This window comes from Nitrospirillum amazonense (genome assembly GCF_029594735.1).
Taxonomy (GTDB): Bacteria; Pseudomonadota; Alphaproteobacteria; order Azospirillales; family Azospirillaceae; genus Nitrospirillum; species Nitrospirillum amazonense.
In genome coordinates, this window is the sequence record NZ_JARPAF010000002.1 from 1223477 (window position 1) to 1241472 (window position 17996).

13 protein-coding genes are annotated in these 17996 nt (G+C 67.4%); 8 read left to right on the forward strand and 5 right to left on the reverse strand.

The window, feature by feature from the left end:
• Window positions 1–9 precede the first annotated feature (9 nt).
• A complete protein-coding gene (locus P5F91_RS11730; protein WP_246134287.1) occupies window positions 10–1647 on the forward strand; it encodes an alpha-L-fucosidase in 1638 nt (545 codons plus the stop codon).
• A 215-nt stretch (window positions 1648–1862) separates the two neighbouring features.
• The gene (locus P5F91_RS11735; protein ID WP_186454637.1) at window positions 1863–2795 is read left to right on the forward strand and encodes a glycosyltransferase family 2 protein; all 933 of its coding nucleotides are present in this window, start codon (window positions 1863–1865) and stop codon (window positions 2793–2795) included.
• 222 nt (window positions 2796–3017) lie between these two features.
• On the opposite strand, the gene mgrA is transcribed toward P5F91_RS11735, so the two are convergent.
• Window positions 3018–4061, reverse strand: coding sequence for an L-glyceraldehyde 3-phosphate reductase (mgrA, locus tag P5F91_RS11740; RefSeq protein ID WP_277907237.1), 1044 nt, complete (start codon window positions 4059–4061; stop codon window positions 3018–3020).
• Window positions 4062–4209: 148 nt separating this feature from the next.
• Entirely contained in the window at window positions 4210–5898 is a 1689-nt protein-coding gene (locus P5F91_RS11745; RefSeq protein WP_277907238.1) for a methyl-accepting chemotaxis protein, read from the reverse strand.
• A 312-nt stretch (window positions 5899–6210) separates the two neighbouring features.
• Between P5F91_RS11745 and P5F91_RS11750 the strand changes: the two genes are divergently transcribed.
• Entirely contained in the window at window positions 6211–10038 is a 3828-nt protein-coding gene (locus tag P5F91_RS11750) for a LamG-like jellyroll fold domain-containing protein (protein ID WP_277907239.1), read from the forward strand.
• Window positions 10039–10084: 46 nt separating this feature from the next.
• Here the strand turns inward: P5F91_RS11750 and P5F91_RS11755 are convergent, their stop codons facing one another.
• Together P5F91_RS11755 and P5F91_RS11760 are read right to left on the reverse strand one after the other, a co-directional pair.
• A complete protein-coding gene (locus P5F91_RS11755; RefSeq protein ID WP_277907240.1) occupies window positions 10085–11767 on the reverse strand; it encodes a methyl-accepting chemotaxis protein in 1683 nt (560 codons plus the stop codon).
• 188 nt (window positions 11768–11955) lie between these two features.
• Entirely contained in the window at window positions 11956–12447 is a 492-nt protein-coding gene (locus tag P5F91_RS11760; RefSeq protein ID WP_145609735.1) for a MarR family winged helix-turn-helix transcriptional regulator, read from the reverse strand.
• A gap of 146 nt (window positions 12448–12593) precedes the next feature.
• On the opposite strand from P5F91_RS11760, the gene P5F91_RS11765 reads away from it, so the two are divergent.
• The 4 genes from P5F91_RS11765 to P5F91_RS11780 all read left to right on the forward strand — a co-directional run bounded on the left by P5F91_RS11765 (window position 12594) and on the right by P5F91_RS11780 (window position 16064).
• Window positions 12594–12977, forward strand: coding sequence for a tautomerase family protein (locus P5F91_RS11765; RefSeq protein ID WP_145609734.1), 384 nt, complete (start codon window positions 12594–12596; stop codon window positions 12975–12977).
• Window positions 12974–13669 carry an SDR family NAD(P)-dependent oxidoreductase gene (locus tag P5F91_RS11770; protein WP_145609733.1) on the forward strand — a complete coding sequence of 232 codons (696 nt, stop codon included), beginning with the start codon at window positions 12974–12976 and terminating at the stop codon, window positions 13667–13669. The genes P5F91_RS11765 and P5F91_RS11770 overlap by 4 nt, the downstream gene beginning before the upstream one ends.
• 241 nt (window positions 13670–13910) lie before the next feature.
• A complete protein-coding gene (locus tag P5F91_RS11775) occupies window positions 13911–15248 on the forward strand; it encodes an LLM class flavin-dependent oxidoreductase (protein WP_145609732.1) in 1338 nt (445 codons plus the stop codon).
• A 144-nt stretch (window positions 15249–15392) separates the two neighbouring features.
• A complete protein-coding gene (locus P5F91_RS11780) occupies window positions 15393–16064 on the forward strand; it encodes a hypothetical protein (RefSeq protein WP_277907241.1) in 672 nt (223 codons plus the stop codon).
• Window positions 16065–16102: 38 nt separating this feature from the next.
• Here P5F91_RS11780 and P5F91_RS11785 read toward each other — a convergent pair whose 3' ends face one another.
• A complete protein-coding gene (locus P5F91_RS11785) occupies window positions 16103–16939 on the reverse strand; it encodes an oxidoreductase (protein ID WP_277907242.1) in 837 nt (278 codons plus the stop codon).
• A gap of 136 nt (window positions 16940–17075) precedes the next feature.
• On the opposite strand from P5F91_RS11785, the gene P5F91_RS11790 reads away from it, so the two are divergent.
• Window positions 17076–17993, forward strand: coding sequence for a LysR family transcriptional regulator (locus tag P5F91_RS11790; protein WP_145609729.1), 918 nt, complete (start codon window positions 17076–17078; stop codon window positions 17991–17993).
• Window positions 17994–17996 lie beyond the last annotated feature (3 nt).

Sequence of the window (17996 nt, forward strand, 5' to 3'; positions counted from 1 at the left end):
CACCGACCCATGACGCGCCCCTCCATCCGCTGGCGCCGCTCGTGGCACGCCATCGGCCTGCTGGCGATGATCTGCCTGCCGGCCCCGGCCCTTGCCCAGGGTGTGTCCCCCACCGCAGTCGCGCTGACCCCGGCGCAGAAGGACGCGGCCTGGCGCCAGGGCTCGGCCAAGGCGGCGCATGAGCGCGAGGTTCTGCTGAAGAAGGTGGCGGCGGGCGATGCCGCCGGTCCCTTCCGCCCGGACTGGGAATCCCTGAGGACCTGGCGGGTGCCGGAATGGTATGCGGATGCCAAGTTCGGCATCTTCATCCACTGGGGCGTCTATTCCGTGCCTGCCTTCGGCAGCGAATGGTATTCGCGCCGCATGTACATCCAGGGCAGCAAGGAATACCAGCATCACCTAGCCGTCTACGGCACCCCGGACAAGTTCGGCTATAAGGACTTCATCCCCCTGTTCAAGGCGGAGAAGTACGACCCCCGCGCCTGGGCCGCCCTGTTCCGGGCGGCCGGCGCCCGCTACGTGGTGCCGGTGGCGGAACATCATGACGGCTTCGCCATGTACGCCACACGCCTATCCGACTGGTCGGCGCTGCGCATGGGGCCCAAGCGCGACCTGATCGGCGACCTGGTGCGGGCGGTGCGGGCGCAGGGACTGCACCTGGGCCTGTCCTCACACCGGGCGGAGCATGACTGGTTCTTCGGTGAGGGGCGCAAGATCCCCTCCGACGTGAACGACCCGCGCTACGCCGACCTCTATGGCCCGGCGGAGGCGCGGCTGACGGCGGAAGACACGGGCGATGCCCAGCTGACGGGTGACTTCACCTATGTCTCGCAGGCATGGCTGGACGACTGGACGGCGCGCACGGCGGAGCTGGTGGAGGATTACCACCCCGACCTCATCTATTTCGACTGGTGGATCAGCCACCCGGCTTTTCGCGCCACCCTGCCCAAGTTCCTGGCTTATTATTACAATACCCAAGGGCGGCGCGGCGCCTCGGCGGTGGTGAATTACAAAGAGGGGGCGCTGGCGGCGGGCAGCGGCGTGGCCGACGTGGAACGGGGGCTGATGCCGGACATCCAGCCCCGCGTCTGGCAGACCTGCACCTCGCTGGGCGACTACAGCTGGGGCTATATCGAGGGCGAGCAGTACAAGTCGCCGGAGCGGATCATCCATCTGCTGGCCGACATCGTGTCCAAGAACGGCAACCTGCTGCTGAACATCGGTCCCCGCGCCGACGGCACCATCCCGCAGGAGGCGCAGGACAGGCTGTTGGCCATAGGCGCCTGGCTGAAGACCAATGGCGAGGCGATCTACGGCACCCGGCCCTGGCGCCAGTTCGGCGAGGGCCCCGCCCGGATGGCCAGCGGCTCGTTCAAGGAAGGGCAGACCGACAGGCCTTTCGGACCCGGGGACTTCCGCTTCACCACCAAGGGCGACACCCTCTACGCCATTGAGCTGGGCTGGCCCGAGGGCGGGGAGGCCACCATCCACGCTCTTCCGGCCGGTGTGGCGGTGAAGGCTGTCACCTTGCTGGATGGTGGGGCCGGCCAGGCCCTCTCCTTCCATCAGGATGAGGATGGTCTGCATCTGGCGGTGCCGAAGCGGGCACCGGGTGACTACGCTTTCGTCTACCGCATTGAACGCTAAGTCGGGGCCCGGCCAAGGGCGGGCCGTCGCAAATTTGTCATTATTATGCAATGTGGGTTAGGGCGAAGGGGTGATGGTCCCGCCATTCGGAGGCGACTTATAAAATACCTGGAATAAACCACGCGCGGCGCCCCCGCTTTACAAACAATATGCCAACAATAAAATTTGCGGATGATTGGCAGTGGCGTGGGCAGGCGACACGGATAAGGCAAGGCGTGGATGCAAACCCGCCTCGTGTCACCATTTGCGCCATCGTCAAGAACGAAGGCGCCTTCCTGCTGGAATGGGTGGCGTACTACCGCCTGTTGGGCATCGAGCACTTCGTCATCTATAACAATAGCAGCACCGACGATACGCGCGCCGTGCTGGACCGCATCGCCAGCCGGGCCGGCATCACCGTCATTGACTGGCCGTCCGCGCCCAGCAGCAGCGCCCTGACCCACTTCGAGGCACGGGATCTGGTCCTGTCGCTTTCCGATCTGCGGGAGTTCAACTGGTGGGGCGACATGAGGGTGGGGCCGCAGTTGCGGGCCTACAATCATTTCGTGACCTACTACGCGGCGGAGACGGACTGGGCCCTGTTCATCGACGCCGATGAATTCGTCGTCAGCCGGGCGGGGCTGCCCTTGCCCACGCTGGCGACCTCTTACGGCCGGGATCCGGCTGTGGGGGCGGTGGCGCTCAACTGGCGGTATTTCGGATCCAGCGGTCACCAGGAACCCGATGGGCGCCTGGTGATCGAGCGCTTCACCCGCTGCGCTCCGGCGACGTACCACGGCCATGTCCATATGAAGAGTCTGGTGCGGACCGCGGCGCTGGATCGCATGATCATCCATTCCGGCCGCCTGCGGGATGGTTTCCACTATGTCGATGACGGAGGGCAGCCGATCACGTTGCGCGACGACGGGTTCACCCCCGCCATTTCCCATGACCGGCTCTACATCCACCACTACTCCGTCAAGTCGCGGGCCGAGTTCGAGCGCAAGCGGGCGCGGGGACGCGCCCAGGTGGCCGATGGCCATCCGCACAAGCGGGAACAGTTGGATGACGAGTATTTCCGCCGTCAGGACCTGAACGACGAAGAGGACCGGACGCTGTTACACCAGGCGCCGGCCGTGAAGGTGGAGATGGCGCGTCTCCTGGCCTGACCCTGTGGGCCCGACATGGCGCTCCTTTCAGACAAAATATCCCTGAGGCGTGCAAGAACACCCCCCGCCACCTGAGGTAGCTTTCCCTTGCGGCGACGGGATGTCCCCCACTCCCCATCACCCGTCGCTTTCCTCCCCATGGGCGGTACCTGCGGCCCCCCGCCCGCACCGCCATACTGGATGCCCGCGCCCCGTCTGAGGCGCGGGCATCTCTTTATTTGCTCACTCCGGCGTGCTGGCGTCGGAGGAGCGCTGCCAGATGTTCAGGCCGGTATCGACGGCGTGGGCGTCGATTTCCGCCAGTTCCGCGTCCGTGAACGCCAGGTTGTTCAGGGCGTCCAGGCTGTCGTCCAACTGGGCCACGGTCCGGGCACCGATCAGGGCGGAGGTGACGCGGGGGTCGCGCAACACCCAGGCGATCGCCATCTGGGCCAGGGTCTGGCCCCGCCGCTCGGCGATGGCGTTCAGGGCGCGCACATGCTCCAGCGCCTCGGGGGTCAGCAGGTCTTCCTTGAACGACCCGCCCTTGGCGGCGCGGGCGTCGGCCGGCACGCCGTTCAGGTACTTTTTGGACAGGAGACCCTGCGCCAGCGGGGAGAAGGCGATGCAGCCGATGCCGCTGCCCTCCAGCGTCTCCAACAGACCGCCCTCGATCCAGCGGTTCAGCATGGAATAGCTGGGCTGATGGATCAGGCAGGGCGTCCCCATTTCCTTCAGCAGGGCGGCGGCCTTGGCCGTCATGTCGGCTGAGTACGAGGAGATGCCGACGTACAGCGCCTTGCCCTGGCGCACCACCTGGGCCAGCGCGCCCATGGTTTCCTCCAGCGGGGTGGTCGGGTCCACCCGGTGGGAATAAAAGATATCGACATAGTCCAGGCCCATGCGGCGCAGGCTCTGGTCCAGGCTGGCGATCAGGTACTTGCGCGATCCGCCGATGCCGTAGGGGCCGGGCCACATGTCGTAGCCGGCCTTGGTGGAAATGATCATCTCATCCCGGTAGGGCTTGAAGTCGCCAGCCATCACCCGGCCGAAGTTCTCCTCGGCCGAGCCGTAGGGCGGGCCGTAATTGTTGGCCAGGTCGAAATGGGTGACACCCCGGTCGAAGGCGCGGCGCAGGATGGCGCGGCCGGTTTCGAAGACGTCGGCGCCGCCGAAGTTGTGCCACAGCCCCAGCGAGATGGCGGGCAAATCCAGGCCGCTGCGCCCGCAGCGGCGATAGGGCATGGTTTCGTAACGGTCGTCGGCGGCGCGATAGAGGGACTGCATGTCGTGGGCTCCAGCTATGGGGCGGTAACCGGTGGCACCATACGGGGATCGCCGGCGCCCTCCAAGGCGGGAGTTGGTTAAGGCCACTTGGCCGCAAGCGAAGACGGAAAACCTGAGCCGCGACTGCCGCCCGGCGATTGGGGGTGGACTAAGCCGCCTTCACACCGCTGATGAACGTCGCGATCTCACGGTTCAGTGTTTCCGCCCGGCGGGATAGCTGGCCCGACGCGTTGACGATCTGGCCGGCGGCGTCGCCGGTGGTGATGGCGGCGTGGTTCACGTCGGTGATGGTGGTGGAGACGTCGCCCACGCCCTGGGCCGCCTCGTTCACGTTGCGGGCAATCTCGTTGGTGGCGGCGGTCTGTTCCTCCACGGCCGAAGCGATGACCACGGCGATTTCCGACAGGGTGGCGATGGTGCCGTTGATGTGGTCGATGGCGCCCACGGTGCGGCCGGTCAGGGCCTGGATCTCGGCGATACGGCCCGCGATCTCATCCGTGGCTTTGGAGGTTTGCGTCGCCAGCGACTTCACCTCGTTGGCGACGATGACGAAGCCCCGGCCGGCGTCTCCGGCCCGTGCTGCCTCGATGGTGGCGTTCAGCGCCAGCAGGTTGGTCTGCGACGCGATGCCGGCGATCAGCTGGGCGATGCCGCCGATGCGTTGCGCGGCGTCGGCCAGCTGGGCCACGGTGGTGCGGGTGTCCTCCATCTCCACCTGCGCCTTGTCGGCGATGTCGCGGGAATGGCTGACCTGCTGCGCGATCTCCTTCACCGACAAGGCCAGCTCCTCCGTCGCGGCGGCCACCGTCTGCACATTTAGCGCCGCTTGATGCGAGGCGCTGGCCACGGCGCCAGACCGCTGGTTGGTCTGGTCGGCCAGGCCGGCCATGGATGTGGCCGTGGCCTCCATCTCCGTCGCGGCGCTGGCCAGCAGGTGCACCAGGTCGGCCGACTGCGCCTCGAAATGGGCGACCAGGCCCTCCAGCGCCTCCGCGCGGCGGGCCTTGGCCTGCTGCTCGGTGGCCTGGGCGGCGCGCAGGCGGTCAGCCTCCCGCGCGTTGTTGCGGAACACCAGCGCGGCGCGGCCGATGTCGCCGATCTCATCCCCCCGGTCGGCGCAGGGCACTTCGGCCTCCAGCTTCCCGTCGGCCAGCGCGCGCAGGCTGCCCACCACCAGCGTGATGGGACGCAGCAAGCCGTGGCGGGCCACCAGCCAGCCCACCGCCAGGCCGGCGGCGATGCCCACTGCCGCGAACAGCACCATCAGGCGGGTGGCCATGCGGGCCGCGCGCTGCGCATGCTCATTCACCGCGACGGAGCGCTGCTCCAGCGTATCGACCAGCGCCTTCATCTTGTCCTGCAAGGCGGCGACATGGGCGCGCGAGTCGTGGATGGCGTCCACCAGGCCAGTGCGGGAGCCGCCGCCACCGTCGCGGGCCTGTCGCACCTTGTCGAACAGCGTCGCCATCACCGGGGCGTAGTCGGCATAGGCCGCGCGCACCGCGTCCAGCTGCGGCCGCTCATCCGGGGTCACCAGCTTTTCCAGGGCGTCCAGCCGGCCCTGCAGGGTGGCCGTGGCCACGTCCCTGGCCTTGGCCGCGTCCTCCCATTCCTCCGGCAGGGCCAGTACCCGGTATTCCAGCCGGTTGATGGTCGACAGCTCCCGGCTCATGCGGGCGCTCAGGGTGGCGGCGTTGCCGGCGGCCTGAATCTCGGTGGCGTTGTCCGCCATGGTGCGTAACCCGAGCAGGCCGGCGGCGGCGATGCCGCCCGCCGCCAGGGCCATGGCAGCGACGATGATGACAATCTTCCACAGGATTCGGATGTTGGAAAACATCAAGGGCCTCCGGGTGGTCAAGATGATGTGAAGTATTGGAAGGCGGCCTTAAGCGTTCATTAATTAACGTATTAATGTTGCTTGTTTGCATTGATGCGCGTCCGTTTCTTTCTGGCTACCCCAATAGGCGAGCCTTTTTCTTTGAGCCTGGATGCAGGTGGCGAGGGCTGGGGCGGCACGCCAACCCCTGCGGCGAAGCGACCCGCTTCGGGGCCGAAACCGGTAATTGCCACCGGTGTCAATTATGGCTTAGCCTTGCTTCCGACCAGAAGAAGCCGGCGCCCTGACGTGCCGGGACCCAGGGGAGGGATCATGTCCGGGATGACCAAGGCCAGCCGGGCGTTGGCTGCGTGCCTGCTGTCCACAACTATCCTGCCGCTGCCGGTGCGTGCGGCTGCCGAGGCCGGCGGCCTGCTGTTCCGCGTATCGGCCGACAGCGGCTTCGTCGCCGATGTCGCCGGCGGGCAGGCCGTGCCGAATTTCCAGGACAAGGTGAAGATCGTCCCCACCGGTGTGTCCGGCGGCGCCATCGAGTGGCCGGACGATGGCGTGCTGGCTTGGGACGCGCCGGGCAACATCTACGCCCAGCGCGGCACGCTCTCCTTCTTCTGGCGGTCGCGCTATCCGATGGGGGTGGCGCCCTTCGTCATCTTCCGCGTGGGCTTCGCCGACCACACCAGCTGGGACATGGCCTGGCTGCGCATTGACTGGAACGGCCACGGCTTCGACGCCTTCGTCACCGATGCCAACCTGGCGCGCACCCGCGTCTCTTTCACACTGGACACGCCGCCGGCCCCCGACGCCTGGACCCACATCGCCTTCGCCTGGGATGAGACGACGGGCGTGCGCCTGTATCTGAATGGCAAGGAAGTGGCGCGCCAGGATGCCAAGGGCGATTACGACGTTGGGCTGGACCAGTTCGGCTTGGCCGGACGCACCATTTCCCCCCACCAGGTGCAGAGCCGCTACAGCTTCATGCGCGGCGGCGATGTCGATGAAATCCGCATCTACGACCACATGCTGGCGCCGGCCGACATGGCGGCGTTGGCGCGCAACGAGATGTTGGGCGCGGCACCCGGCGCCGGGCCCGACGCGGCCACGCGCCAGGCCTGGCTGCATCGCTATGGCTGGGAGGACAAGGCGCCGCCCCTGCTGACGGCGCCGGTGACAGCCATCCGCAAGGTCGAGTTCGCCGATGCCAAGGACAAGAAGGAATGGATGTGGAAGGCCACCGACGGCATCAATGAGACGACTTGGCCGGGTGTCTACAACCGGTCCCGCCTGCCCGGCCGCAATGACTATTTTACCCTGCCGGACTGGAACACCTATGTGGAGGGTGGACAGGCGCTGGACTTGGCGCTCCCCGATGAGCCTTTCAACCGTGTGGAGATAAGGGGGGCCGCGTACGGCAGCCTGGACTATGCCGGCGCGGACGGCGCGTTCACCCTGCTGGCCAAGCGCCGCCAGGGGCCGGTGCGAACGGTGGATCAATTCGACACCCGCCAGGGCGGCCGCTTGCGCTTCACCAACATGGCCCAGGAAACCCCCATCCAGGAGATCTGGGCCTACAACGTGACGGCGGGGGCGGAGCCGCAAGGCACGGTGAAGCTGAGCTACACCATTCGCGCCGATGCGGCCCCCGACTATGACAACCTGGCGGCCTTGCGCGGCTACATCGCCGGCCGCTATCCGGCCAACGAGCGCAGCACGGTTGTGGCCCTGCCCAACGAGGCGCCGGTGCGCAAGCGGGCGGCGGAAGCCGGCGCCAGCATGCCCATCGTGCATGTCCTCATCCCCTCCGGCTTCGGCGATCCGCCGGTGGCGCAGCCGTTGATGCGCGCTTGGGCCTATGGCTGGGAGAATATGCACGACGGTCTGGACGGCATCGCCATCGACCTGCCGGCGCTGAGTGTCGCCCCGGGCAAGGACGGGCTGATCCCCCTGAACATTCAGGTCAAGGACCCTATCTGGCCGGATCGCGACTTGATCGATGTGTCGGTCTCGGTCAAGCCGGGCCAGGCGCGCACCCTGTGGCTGGACACGCGCGATCGCATCCTGACCAACGACAGCCTTTACCTGACCGTCGCCTCGGCCGCTCCCGACTTCACCGCCCACAGCCTGGACGGCGCCCGCATCCGCCTGGTGTTCAAGGACCGGCAGCAGGCGAAGGTGGAGCACATCGCCGACCGCCTGAACCAGGTGAAGGACAACTGGGGCTTTCTGGTGGAGGAGCACACCACCTCCAAGCGCCAGCGCCTGTACCGCCGCCTCTTCGGTGATGTCAGCGACCTGCTGCGCGTGGATCCGGACAACCTGCTGGGCCGCTATTACTGGGCGGACATGAGCTATGGCGCGCAGGGCTGGCCCGCCTTCGCCCAGCCACAGGCGCCGGCCGGCGTGCCCCTGTGGGCCTTCCGCCAAGTGGAAGACATGAAGCTGGTGCGCCGCTTTGTCGATTGGTGGATCGATGAGCGCCAGGTGCCCTACGGCGATTTCGGCGGCGGCATCTCCGACGACACCGACCTGACGGAGCAGTGGCCCGGTTTGGCCCTGATGGGCGTGGAGCCGGACAAGATCACCGCCTCGCTGCGCGCCCTGATCGACGCGCAGTACCGCAACGGCATGATCACCAACGGCCTGGGCACGATCGCCACCGATGAGCTGCATTCCTATGAGGAAGGCATCAACAGCAACAGTGAGGCGCTGTACCTGAACTGGGGCGAGCCGCGCACGGTGGAGCGGCTGATGGCCACCACCAAGGCGCTGGCGGAGCGCATCATCCTGCCCAATCCCAACGGCCATGTGCACTTCGCCACCAACTGGTTCAGCGGCACCCAGGCTTACCGTGAGGGGCCGTGGGAGTGGCAAAAGCCCCATTCCTTCATGATCACCCATCCCGCCATCCTCATGGGCATCTACAACGCCAACCCCAAGGCCCGCGCGTTGATCCAAGGGCTGGCCGACGGCTATCTCGCTCACGGCAAGCCGGGTGGCAAGGACGGCACCCTGTCTTTCCCCGCGGAAATCAACTGGCGCACGGATGCGGAGCGGGATGGGGACCTCGCCAAGGCGGTGGGGGAGGTCGGGGCCATGCAAACCTTCTGGGCCAGTTACCGCTGGACCGGTGACGCCAAGTACCTCAGCCCCATCCTGTCGCGCGTGGCCCAGGCGGGACCGCGCGCCGTCGATGAGCTGAACGAGAACGCCATCGACGTGCTGGGCCGCCGTGACGACTGGGGCGAAGCCATGACCGCCAAGGCCGACAAGGCCGGGCCGGCGACCCTGCGGGGCGACAGCGGGTTCGCGCCCTATATTGCCTGGCAGATGACGGGTGACAAGCGCTGGCTGGAGGAGTTGCACGCCGCCGCCATCCAGTCCAAGTCGCAGACGATGTACATGAACACCGAAGGGCACTGGTGGTCCGACCGGGTGGACCTGCCCAACGATGTCCTGCAGCGGGAACGCCTGGGCGGCGTGGCGCTGCGCCGCAACTATCTCTACCCCGGCCACACCGTCAGCTGGCGCTTCGCTGAGCCGGATGGGGCGGAGCAGGTGGCGATCCTGCTGCCGGGCGCCACGCGCGACCATTTCAAGGTGGTGGCCCACAACCTGTCCGACCGGCCGCAGGCGGCGCGCATGACCACCTGGAACGTCACCGCCGGCCACTGGCGCATGGTCAGTGGTGCGGCGACCGGAGAAGGTGACGCCATCACCGGTGAGGCCACGACCAAGGCGGTGGATCTGGAACGCAGCGCCGGCGTGGACCTGGTGTTCCAGCCGCATCAGACCACGGTGCTGGAGTTCACGCTGGACCAGGCGACCACGCCGGTGGAAACCCGGCCCGACCTGGGCATCGGCCGGGACGATGTGCGAGTGGAAAAAGGCGTGCTGCACGCCACCGTGCACAGCCTGGGCGGGGCCGCCGCGCCGGCCGGCATCCTGTCACTGGTCGACGCCAGCGGCACGGTGGTGGCGACGGCGCCCGTGCCGGCGCTGGCGGCACCCCTGGATCTGGTGCCGCGCACGGCGGAGGTGACGCTGCCCTTGCCCAAGAGCTTCAAGGCGCAGGGTGCTACCGTGCGGGTGGGGCTGGACCAGCCGGAACTGACACTGGCCAATAACGTGGTGTCGCTGCCCTGACAGGTGAACCCGGCGGGGGTGATCGCCCCCCCGCCGGGTTCCGTTATCAAGCCGCCTTGATGGCCGCCAGGAAGCGGCTGACGTGGTCCTGCAGCACGCCGGATTGTTCCGACAGGTCATGGGCGGCGCCCAGCACCTGGGTGGCGGCGGCACCGGCCTGGCCCGCGGCTTCTGTCACGGCGCCCAGCGCATCTGCCACGCCTTGGGTGCCGGTGGCGGCCTGGCCCACGTTGCGGCTGATTTCCGTGGTCGAGGCGCCCTGCTGTTCCATGGCGGCGGCGATGGAGGTGGAGATGCTGTTTACCTCCTCGATCACCGCGCCGATGGCCTGGATGGCGGTGGAGGTGCGGGATGACACCTGCTGCACCGCCGTGATCTGGGCGGCGATGTCCTCCGTCGCCTTGGCCGTCTGGTTCGCCAGGCCCTTCACCTCCGCCGCCACGACGGCGAAGCCCTTGCCGGCCTCCCCGGCGCGCGCGGCCTCGATGGTGGCGTTCAACGCCAGCAGGTTGGTCTGTTCGGCGATGGTCTGGATCAGGGTCACCACTTCGCCGATGCGCTGGGTGGCGTCGGTCAGTCCGGCGACGGTGGCCATGGTTTCGCGCGCGTCCGCGCTGGCGCGGCCGGCGATGGCCTGGGCGTGCACCACTTGGCGGTTGATCTCCGCGATGCTGGCCGCCATCTCCTCCGCCGCCGCGGCCACGGTTTGGACGTTGGCGGTGGTCTGGCCCGCGGCGGCGGCGGCACTGGCCGACTGGCGGTTGGTCTCCTCCGCCACGCCGGACATGCTCTGCGCGGCCGTATCCAACTCGGCGGCCGCCCCGCTGAACTGGCGCAGGATGTGGGAGGATTGGCGGTCGAAATCACTGACCAGGCTGTCGATGGCGGCCACGCGGCGGGCCTTGGCCGCCTCCGCCTCGCGCTGGACGGTGGCCAGGCGCTCGGCCTCCACCAGGCCGTCGCGGAACACCTGGACAGCGCGTGCCATGGCGCCGATCTCATCCTGGCGGTCGGCGCCGGGGATGGCGGTGTCCAGCTGGCGCTGGCTCAGCCGGGTCATGACGGCTGTCAGCTGACGGGTGGGGCGGCCGGTGGTCAGCACCATGATGGCGCCGGCGGCAAAAGCCACGGCCAATGCCACGGCCAGCGCCAGCAGCGTGCCCAGGCGCGAGATGCCGGTGGTGCGGCTCAGCTGGGCGTAAGCGTCCTGTCCAGCGCGGTAGTTCAGGTCCGCCGCCTCGGTCAGCACCTTGACCAGGGCGCGGGTCTGCTCGCGGTTTTCGCCGGCGTACAGCTTCAGCGCCGTTTCCCGGTCGCCCTTGTGCAAGGCGTCGATGACCTGGGTGGAGGAAGCGAGGAACCGCGGCCACAGCGTATCGAACTGGTCCATCTGCGGCCGCTCGATGGTGATCAGCGGGTCGTAGGCCCGGCGGCCCTTGGCCACGCGGTCCAGTTCCTGGGTCACCGTCTTTTCCTGTTCCGCCCGGGCCGCGTCATCGGTGGACAGCAGCATGCCCTGCTGGAAGCGGCGGGCCTCAAGCACGCCCTGCAGCAATTCATTGCTGGCGACGATGGAGGGCAGGGCGTCGGTTCCCAGGTCGGCGGCGGCCGCCTCGATGCGGGAAAGGCGCTCCAATGCGAACAGCCCCAGGCCCAAGGTCACCAGCAAGACCAAAGCGAAGGCGGAGAATATACGGGTGCGCAAGGAAAGATCGACAAGACGCGGCATGGCGGCTCCTGAAGCGGATTGCGCTGGGGCCCCTGTCCATTTCCCACAAGAGATACCCCATTGTAGGAAGAGGACATGGGGTGCACCTGTCCAATTGCTACCCCCGTTAACCTTGTATCCTGTCGCGCGCCGGCGGCCTGCGGCGTTCTGCCGCTATCTTGCTATCAATTACATGGCATTTTATTCAATCAGAACTGATCGGAACTGGTGGTGTTACTAGGCGCTTCCGACAGTTCCGCCGTTTCCACCTGGCGCAGCACGGCGCGCAGGGTCAGGGCGTTGTCGCCGCCGAAGGCGGACTCAAACCGCGCTTGCGCCGCTGCCCATAGCGGCTGGGCCTGGGCGATCAGATCCTGCCCCTCCGCCGTCAGCACCAGCACCCGGCGGCGCTTATCCGCCGGCGTGATCGTCAGGCGCACCAGGTTGCGCTTCTCCAGCGGGCGCAGCAGGTGCCCTAGGGTGGACCGATCCATGGCCAGCAGGGCCGCCAAATCCTGAATGCTTTTGGGTCCATGGCGGTTGAGGCGGGACAGGATGGAGTACTGATTAATGCCCAACCCCGTGGGCGCCAGGGCGGCGTCATAGAACTTGGTCAGGCGGCGGGAGGCCTGGCGCAGGGCGGCGCAGTTGCACTGCGTGGGTTCGGACAGGTCGGCGGCAAGGGGGGCGGTGTTAGGCATGAATGGTCCTGGTGGAGACGGGCACCAGCGTATCAGGCGCGCCCGCGGCGGCGCTGTCAACGATCATATGGGCAATTACCCATAAATGCGGCATGCTCGTATTTGGGTGTCCCGCTGAGGGCCGCCCACAACCGGAGGAACATCCCATGCCGCTCGCCCGCATCGACTTGGTCAAAGGCAAGTCCGCCGAATACCGCCACACCATCGGCGAGGTGATCTATGAGGCCATGCTCAGCACCCTGAACGTGCCCAAGGATGACCGTTTCCAGATAATCACCGAACATGGTGACAGCGACTTCGTGGCCGACGCCAATTACCTCGGCATCCACCGCACCCGCGACACGGTGATCATCCAAATCACCCTGAACCAGGGCCGGACGCTGGAGGTGAAGAAGGCCTTCTACAAGGCGGTGGCCGATGGCCTGCACGCCCGGCTGGGGCTGCGGCGCGAGGACGTGTTCATCAACCTGGTCGAGGTACCCAAGGAGAACTGGTCCTTCGGCAACGGTGAGGCGCAGTACGCATCATGACGGGGAAATCGGCACTGATTGTTGGCGCGGGCAAGGGCATTAGCGCTTCGCTCGCCCGCCTGTTGGCCAGGGAAGGGTTCCGCGTGGCGCTGGCCGCACGCAACACGGACAAGCTGGCGGACCTGGTGGCGGAGACGGGGGCGCAAGCCTACGCCGTCGACGCCGCCGAACCCGAGGCGGTGGCCCGCCTCTTCGAACAGGTCGACACCGACCTGGGCGTGCCGGAACTGGTGGTGTTCAACGCCAGTGCCCGTGCCCGCGGGCCGGTGCAGGACCTGAACCCTGCCCAGGTCCTGGAATCCCTGCGCGTCTCCGCTTACGCCGGTTTCCTGGTGGCCCAGGCGGCGGCGGTGCGGATGCGCGTGCTGGGCCGGGGCAGCATCCTGCTGACCGGCGCCACCGCCAGCGTGAAGGGCCTGGCGGGTTCCACCCCTTTCGCCATGGGAAAGTTCGCTTTACGCGGCATGGCGCAAAGCCTGGCGCGCGAGCTGGCGCCGCAGAATATCCACGTTGCCCACTTCGTCATCGACGGTGGCGTGGCCAGCAGCTGGTCCAAACCCGGCGAAGACGGGCCGGCGGACAAATGGCTGGACCCTGACGCCATCGCCCGGGAATACCTGCACATCCACACCCAGCACCGCAGCGCTTGGACCTGGGAGGTGGAATTGCGCCCGTGGGTGGAGAAGTTCTGACCTCAGCGTCCCTGGGCCTAGGTCCAGGGACGCTGTAGGCCGCGACGGCGGCCGCCGGAGCATTCTGGGGAGCGGAGCGGACCGGAATGTGAGGACGAGCCAAGGCCACGGATGTGGCCGCCCGACGTTTGAGGGAACACGACTGGTTCCGGCGCCACTCAACGGTCTCATTGAGAAGACTCGTTTGTGTGGCGCCGGTCCCGCCCGGATGCTGACCGCCTTGATTTCAGCGGAGGCGATCATGAGTGCGGGCAAGCAGTTGAAACTGGGTTTCATCCTTCACGGCGTTGGCCGCACCTGGGGTGACTGGCGCCATCCGGACGCCCAGCCCGACGCCAGCACCAACTTCGCCTTCTACAAGCGCCAGGCGCAGGTGGCGGAGAAGGGCAAGTTCGACTTCCTGTTCGTGGCCGACAGCGTCTACATCACCGAGAAGTCCAGCCCCCACTATCTGAACCGGTTCGAGCCGCTGACCATCCTGTCGGCGCTGGCCGGCGCCACCAGCCATATCGGCCTGGTCGGCACCCTGACCGTCAGCTACAGCGAGCCCTATAACGTGGCACGCCAGTTCGCCTCGCTGGACCATATCAGCGGCGGCCGGGCGGGCTGGAACGTGGTCACCAGCTGGCTGGAGGGCAGCGCCGCCAACTACAGCAAGGCCCAGCACCTGGCCCATGACCAGCGCTATCGCCTGGCGGCCGAATACCTGGATGTGGTCCAGGGCCTGTGGGACAGCTGGGAGGATGACGCCCTGGTCCATGACAAGGAAAGCGGCGTCTTCTTCGACCCGAAGAAGCTCAACACCCTGGACCATAAGGGGGAGTTCTTCCAGGTGAAGGGCCCCCTGAACATCGCCCGATCGCCCCAGGGCCAGCCGGTGATCTTCCAGGCCGGCGCGTCGGAGGACGGCAAGAACTTCGCCGCCAGGCACGCCGACGCCATCTTCGTCGGCCAGGATGATCTGGCGGAGGCGCAGGCCTACTACGCCGACGTGAAGGCGCGGGCGGCCGGTTTCGGCCGCGACCCGGAGAAGGTGTTCATCCTGCCGGGCGTGGCGCCGGTGGTGGGCGCCACCGAGGCGGAGGCCGAGGCGAAGTACCAGGAACTGGCCAACCTGGTGTCCATCGAGAACGCCCTGTCCATGCTGGGCCGGCCGTTCAACGACCACGATTTCAGCCAGTACGACCTGGACGCGCCCTTCCCGGACGTGACCGCCGTCGGCCTCAACAGCAACCAGAGCAGCGTGTTGAAGATCGTCAGCGCCGCCAAGCGCGACGGCCTCACCCTGCGCCAGGTGGCCCAGCGCTTCGCCACACCGCGCGGCAACTTCGTCGGCACGCCGGAACAGATCGCCGACAAGTTCCAGCAGTGGCTGGACGCCAAGGCCGCCGACGGCTTCGTCTTCTTCGAGGCGCTGCCCAAGCAGCTGGACGTGTTCGTGGAAACGGTGGTGCCCATCCTCCAGGACCGTGGCCTGCTGCGGCGGGAGTATGAGGGCGAGACCTTCCGCGACAATCTGGGGTTGGAGGTTCCGGTCAACCGCTTCACCGCGCGCAAGGCGGAAAAGGGCGCGGCGTAGGCAAGTGGTGGCGGGCAGGAGGCAGGTTTGCGCGGCGCGACCTACCCCACCTCATGACCCCACGAAAAGTTGTATCTACCCGGAGATATTGCGCCCCCGCCCTTGGGATGGACATGCTGCGCCATCCATAGAGGGGAGTGGCTTATGGGCAAAGCATATGCTGTCGGGGCTGTTATCGCCGCCACGCTGATGGCTGGTCCAGCCTTCGGACAGGCGACCGCCCGGCCTTGCGGCGTGGAGGAGGCGGCCGGCCCCGCCTGCCTGATGGCCCACCAGAACATCGCCGCCTTGCCGGGGGGCGACATTTATTGGCACCTGGACACCTTCCCCTCCAAGGCGGCGGCGGAGGCGGTGGCCAGCAAGACGGGCAGCGTCGTCGCCGCCTTCGGCAAGGTCTGGCTGTTCACCATCGAAGGGAGAGGATGGCGGCCCCCGCAGGGTGGTACGCACATGGCGGACATCGGGCCCCTACCGGTGACCTCCGCTGCCTCCTATTCGGCGGAATATCTGCGGTCGGTCTTCACGCCCGGCATGACGGCGCCCCTGCATGTGCATTCAGGGCCGGAGGCCTTCTATGCGCTGACCGGGGATACATGCCTGGAGACGCCGGCCGGTGCCCGGCAGGAGCGGGGACCGGGCAACAGCCTGGTCATCGAAGGTGGCCCGCCGATGCTGCTCATGGCCATCGGCACGGCGCCGCGCCATGGCTTCGCCCTCATCCTGCACGATGCCGCCCGGCCGCCGACCACCCTGATCCAGGATTGGCAGCCGCAAGGGCTGTGCGCGCAGCAGTTCGCGCGCGATCAGGCGCAATAGCGACGGGGCGGCCCTCCTCGAAGGGCCGCCCCGTCTGCTCACGCGCCGGCCGGAAAGTCGGTGGACAGCGCCACCTTCCGCCACTGCGCCAGTTCGCCGGCCACGAAGGCGTTCTTCTTCTCGATGGCGGCCACCGTGTCGCTGCCCAGTGGCAGGCGCACGGGCGGCTGCGGCGCGTTCACCAGGGCGATGAAGGCCTGGGCCAGGCGGGCCGGATCGCCCGGCTGGGCATGGTTGGCGCCAGCGGCGAAGTCGCGCATGCCGCCTACCGTGGCGTGATAATCCTCGATCTGCGCCTTGGTGCGCGACAGCGACTGGTCATCCAGGAAGTCGGTGCGGAAGAAGCCGGGCTCCACCACGGTTGCATGAATGCCTAGGGGGGCGACCTCCAGCGCCAGCGCCTCGGTCAGGCCTTCCACTGCGAACTTGGTGGCGCAATAGGCGCCCCAGCCGATGAAGGACTGATAGCCGCCGATGGACGACAGGTTGATGATGTGACCGGCGCGCTGGCGGCGCATATGCGGCAGCACGGCGCGGGTCACGGCCAGCAGGCCGAAGACGTTGGTGGCGAACAGGCGTTCCACCTCCGCCCCGCTGGCTTCCTCCACGCCGCCCAGCAGCCCATAGCCGGCGTTGTTCACCAGGATGTCGATGCGGCCGAAGGTCTTGACGGCCTGGTCCACCGCCGCCTGGGCCTGCACCTCGTCGGTCACGTCCAGCTTGGCGGCCAACAGGCGGGGAAGGGATCCGAAGCGGGCGGTGACGGTGGACGGGTCGCGGGCGGTGGCGACCACGGCATCGCCGGCGGCCAGGGCCTGCTCGGTGATCAGGGCGCCGAAACCCCGGGACGCCCCGGTGATGAACCAGACACGCATGATGCTCTCCTTTGCTTAGGGGCCGGGGCCCATTGCCGCCGGCTGACGAAGGGAAAGCTAGCGCCGCGCATCTGATGAATTAATCCAAGGAATTTGCGTTAGCCTGATGAGACAACTTCATCAATAATATCGGCCTATGAAACGCATCGATCCGGCGGAGCTGTCCGTCTTCCTGGCCATCGCCACCCATCGCAGCTTTCGCAAGGCGGCGGTGGAACTGGGCGTGACGCCATCCGCCCTCAGCCACGCCTTGCGCGCCATCGAGGAACGGCTGGATCTGCGCCTGGTCAACCGCACCACGCGCAGCGTCGCCCTGACCGAGGCGGGAGAGCGGCTGTACGTCCGCATCCGCCCGGCCTTCCTGGACATCCATGACGCCATCGAGGATTTGAACAGCTTGCGTGGCCAGCCCGTGGGCACCTTGCGCCTGAATGCCTCGCAGGCGGCGGCGCGGCTGGTGCTGCTGCCCCTCGTGCTGCGCTTCCTGGCGGCCTTCCCCGACGTGCGGGTGGAGATGGTAGTGGATGACGCGCTGGTCGATGTGGTGGCCGGCGGCTTCGACGCCGGCGTGCGCTTCGGCGAGAGCATCGCCGGCGACATGATCGCGGTACCTTTAGGCCCCCGCCAGCGCTTCGCTGTGGTGGGATCGCCCACCTATTTCGAACGCCATCCGGTGCCGGCCACCCCGCACGATCTGCGCGGCCTACCTTGCATCCGCTACCGCTTCCTCAACGGCGTGCTCTATCGCTGGGAATTCGAGCGGGCGGGCGTGGCGCTGGATGTGGAGGTCGATGGCCCCCTGACCCTCAGCGACCAGGATCTGATGGTGGACGCGGCCTTGGCCGGCATGGGCCTGGCCTATGTGTTCGACGCCCGGATAACCGAACTGGTCGCGTCGGGCCGCCTGGTGCGGGTGCTGGAAGACTGGTGCCCCTATTACCCCGGCCTGTTCCTCTACTACCCCAGCCGCCGGCACCTGCCCGCCGCCCTGCGCGCCTTCATCGATTTCGCGCGGGCGCCGGGGCAGGGCCGTCCGCAAGCGGGACGGCCCTGAACC

What these genes read in the sequence shown, in the direction of transcription:
- P5F91_RS11745 (WP_277907238.1), bottom strand. Translation starts at nt 5,898, where the DNA reads ATGTTTTCCAACATCCGAATCCTGTGGAAGATTGTCATCATCGTCGCT.
- P5F91_RS11755 (WP_277907240.1), bottom strand. Translation starts at nt 11,767, where the DNA reads ATGCCGCGTCTTGTCGATCTTTCCTTGCGCACCCGTATATTCTCCGCC.
- mgrA (WP_277907237.1), bottom strand. Translation starts at nt 4,061, where the DNA reads ATGCAGTCCCTCTATCGCGCCGCCGACGACCGTTACGAAACCATGCCC.
- P5F91_RS11750 (WP_277907239.1), top strand. Translation starts at nt 6,211, where the DNA reads ATGTCCGGGATGACCAAGGCCAGCCGGGCGTTGGCTGCGTGCCTGCTG.
- P5F91_RS11775 (WP_145609732.1), top strand. Translation starts at nt 13,911, where the DNA reads ATGAGTGCGGGCAAGCAGTTGAAACTGGGTTTCATCCTTCACGGCGTT.
- P5F91_RS11760 (WP_145609735.1), bottom strand. Translation starts at nt 12,447, where the DNA reads ATGCCTAACACCGCCCCCCTTGCCGCCGACCTGTCCGAACCCACGCAG.
- P5F91_RS11790 (WP_145609729.1), top strand. Translation starts at nt 17,076, where the DNA reads ATGAAACGCATCGATCCGGCGGAGCTGTCCGTCTTCCTGGCCATCGCC.
- P5F91_RS11785 (WP_277907242.1), bottom strand. Translation starts at nt 16,939, where the DNA reads ATGCGTGTCTGGTTCATCACCGGGGCGTCCCGGGGTTTCGGCGCCCTG.
- P5F91_RS11780 (WP_277907241.1), top strand. Translation starts at nt 15,393, where the DNA reads ATGGGCAAAGCATATGCTGTCGGGGCTGTTATCGCCGCCACGCTGATG.
- P5F91_RS11770 (WP_145609733.1), top strand. Translation starts at nt 12,974, where the DNA reads ATGACGGGGAAATCGGCACTGATTGTTGGCGCGGGCAAGGGCATTAGC.
- P5F91_RS11765 (WP_145609734.1), top strand. Translation starts at nt 12,594, where the DNA reads ATGCCGCTCGCCCGCATCGACTTGGTCAAAGGCAAGTCCGCCGAATAC.
- P5F91_RS11730 (WP_246134287.1), top strand. Translation starts at nt 10, where the DNA reads ATGACGCGCCCCTCCATCCGCTGGCGCCGCTCGTGGCACGCCATCGGC.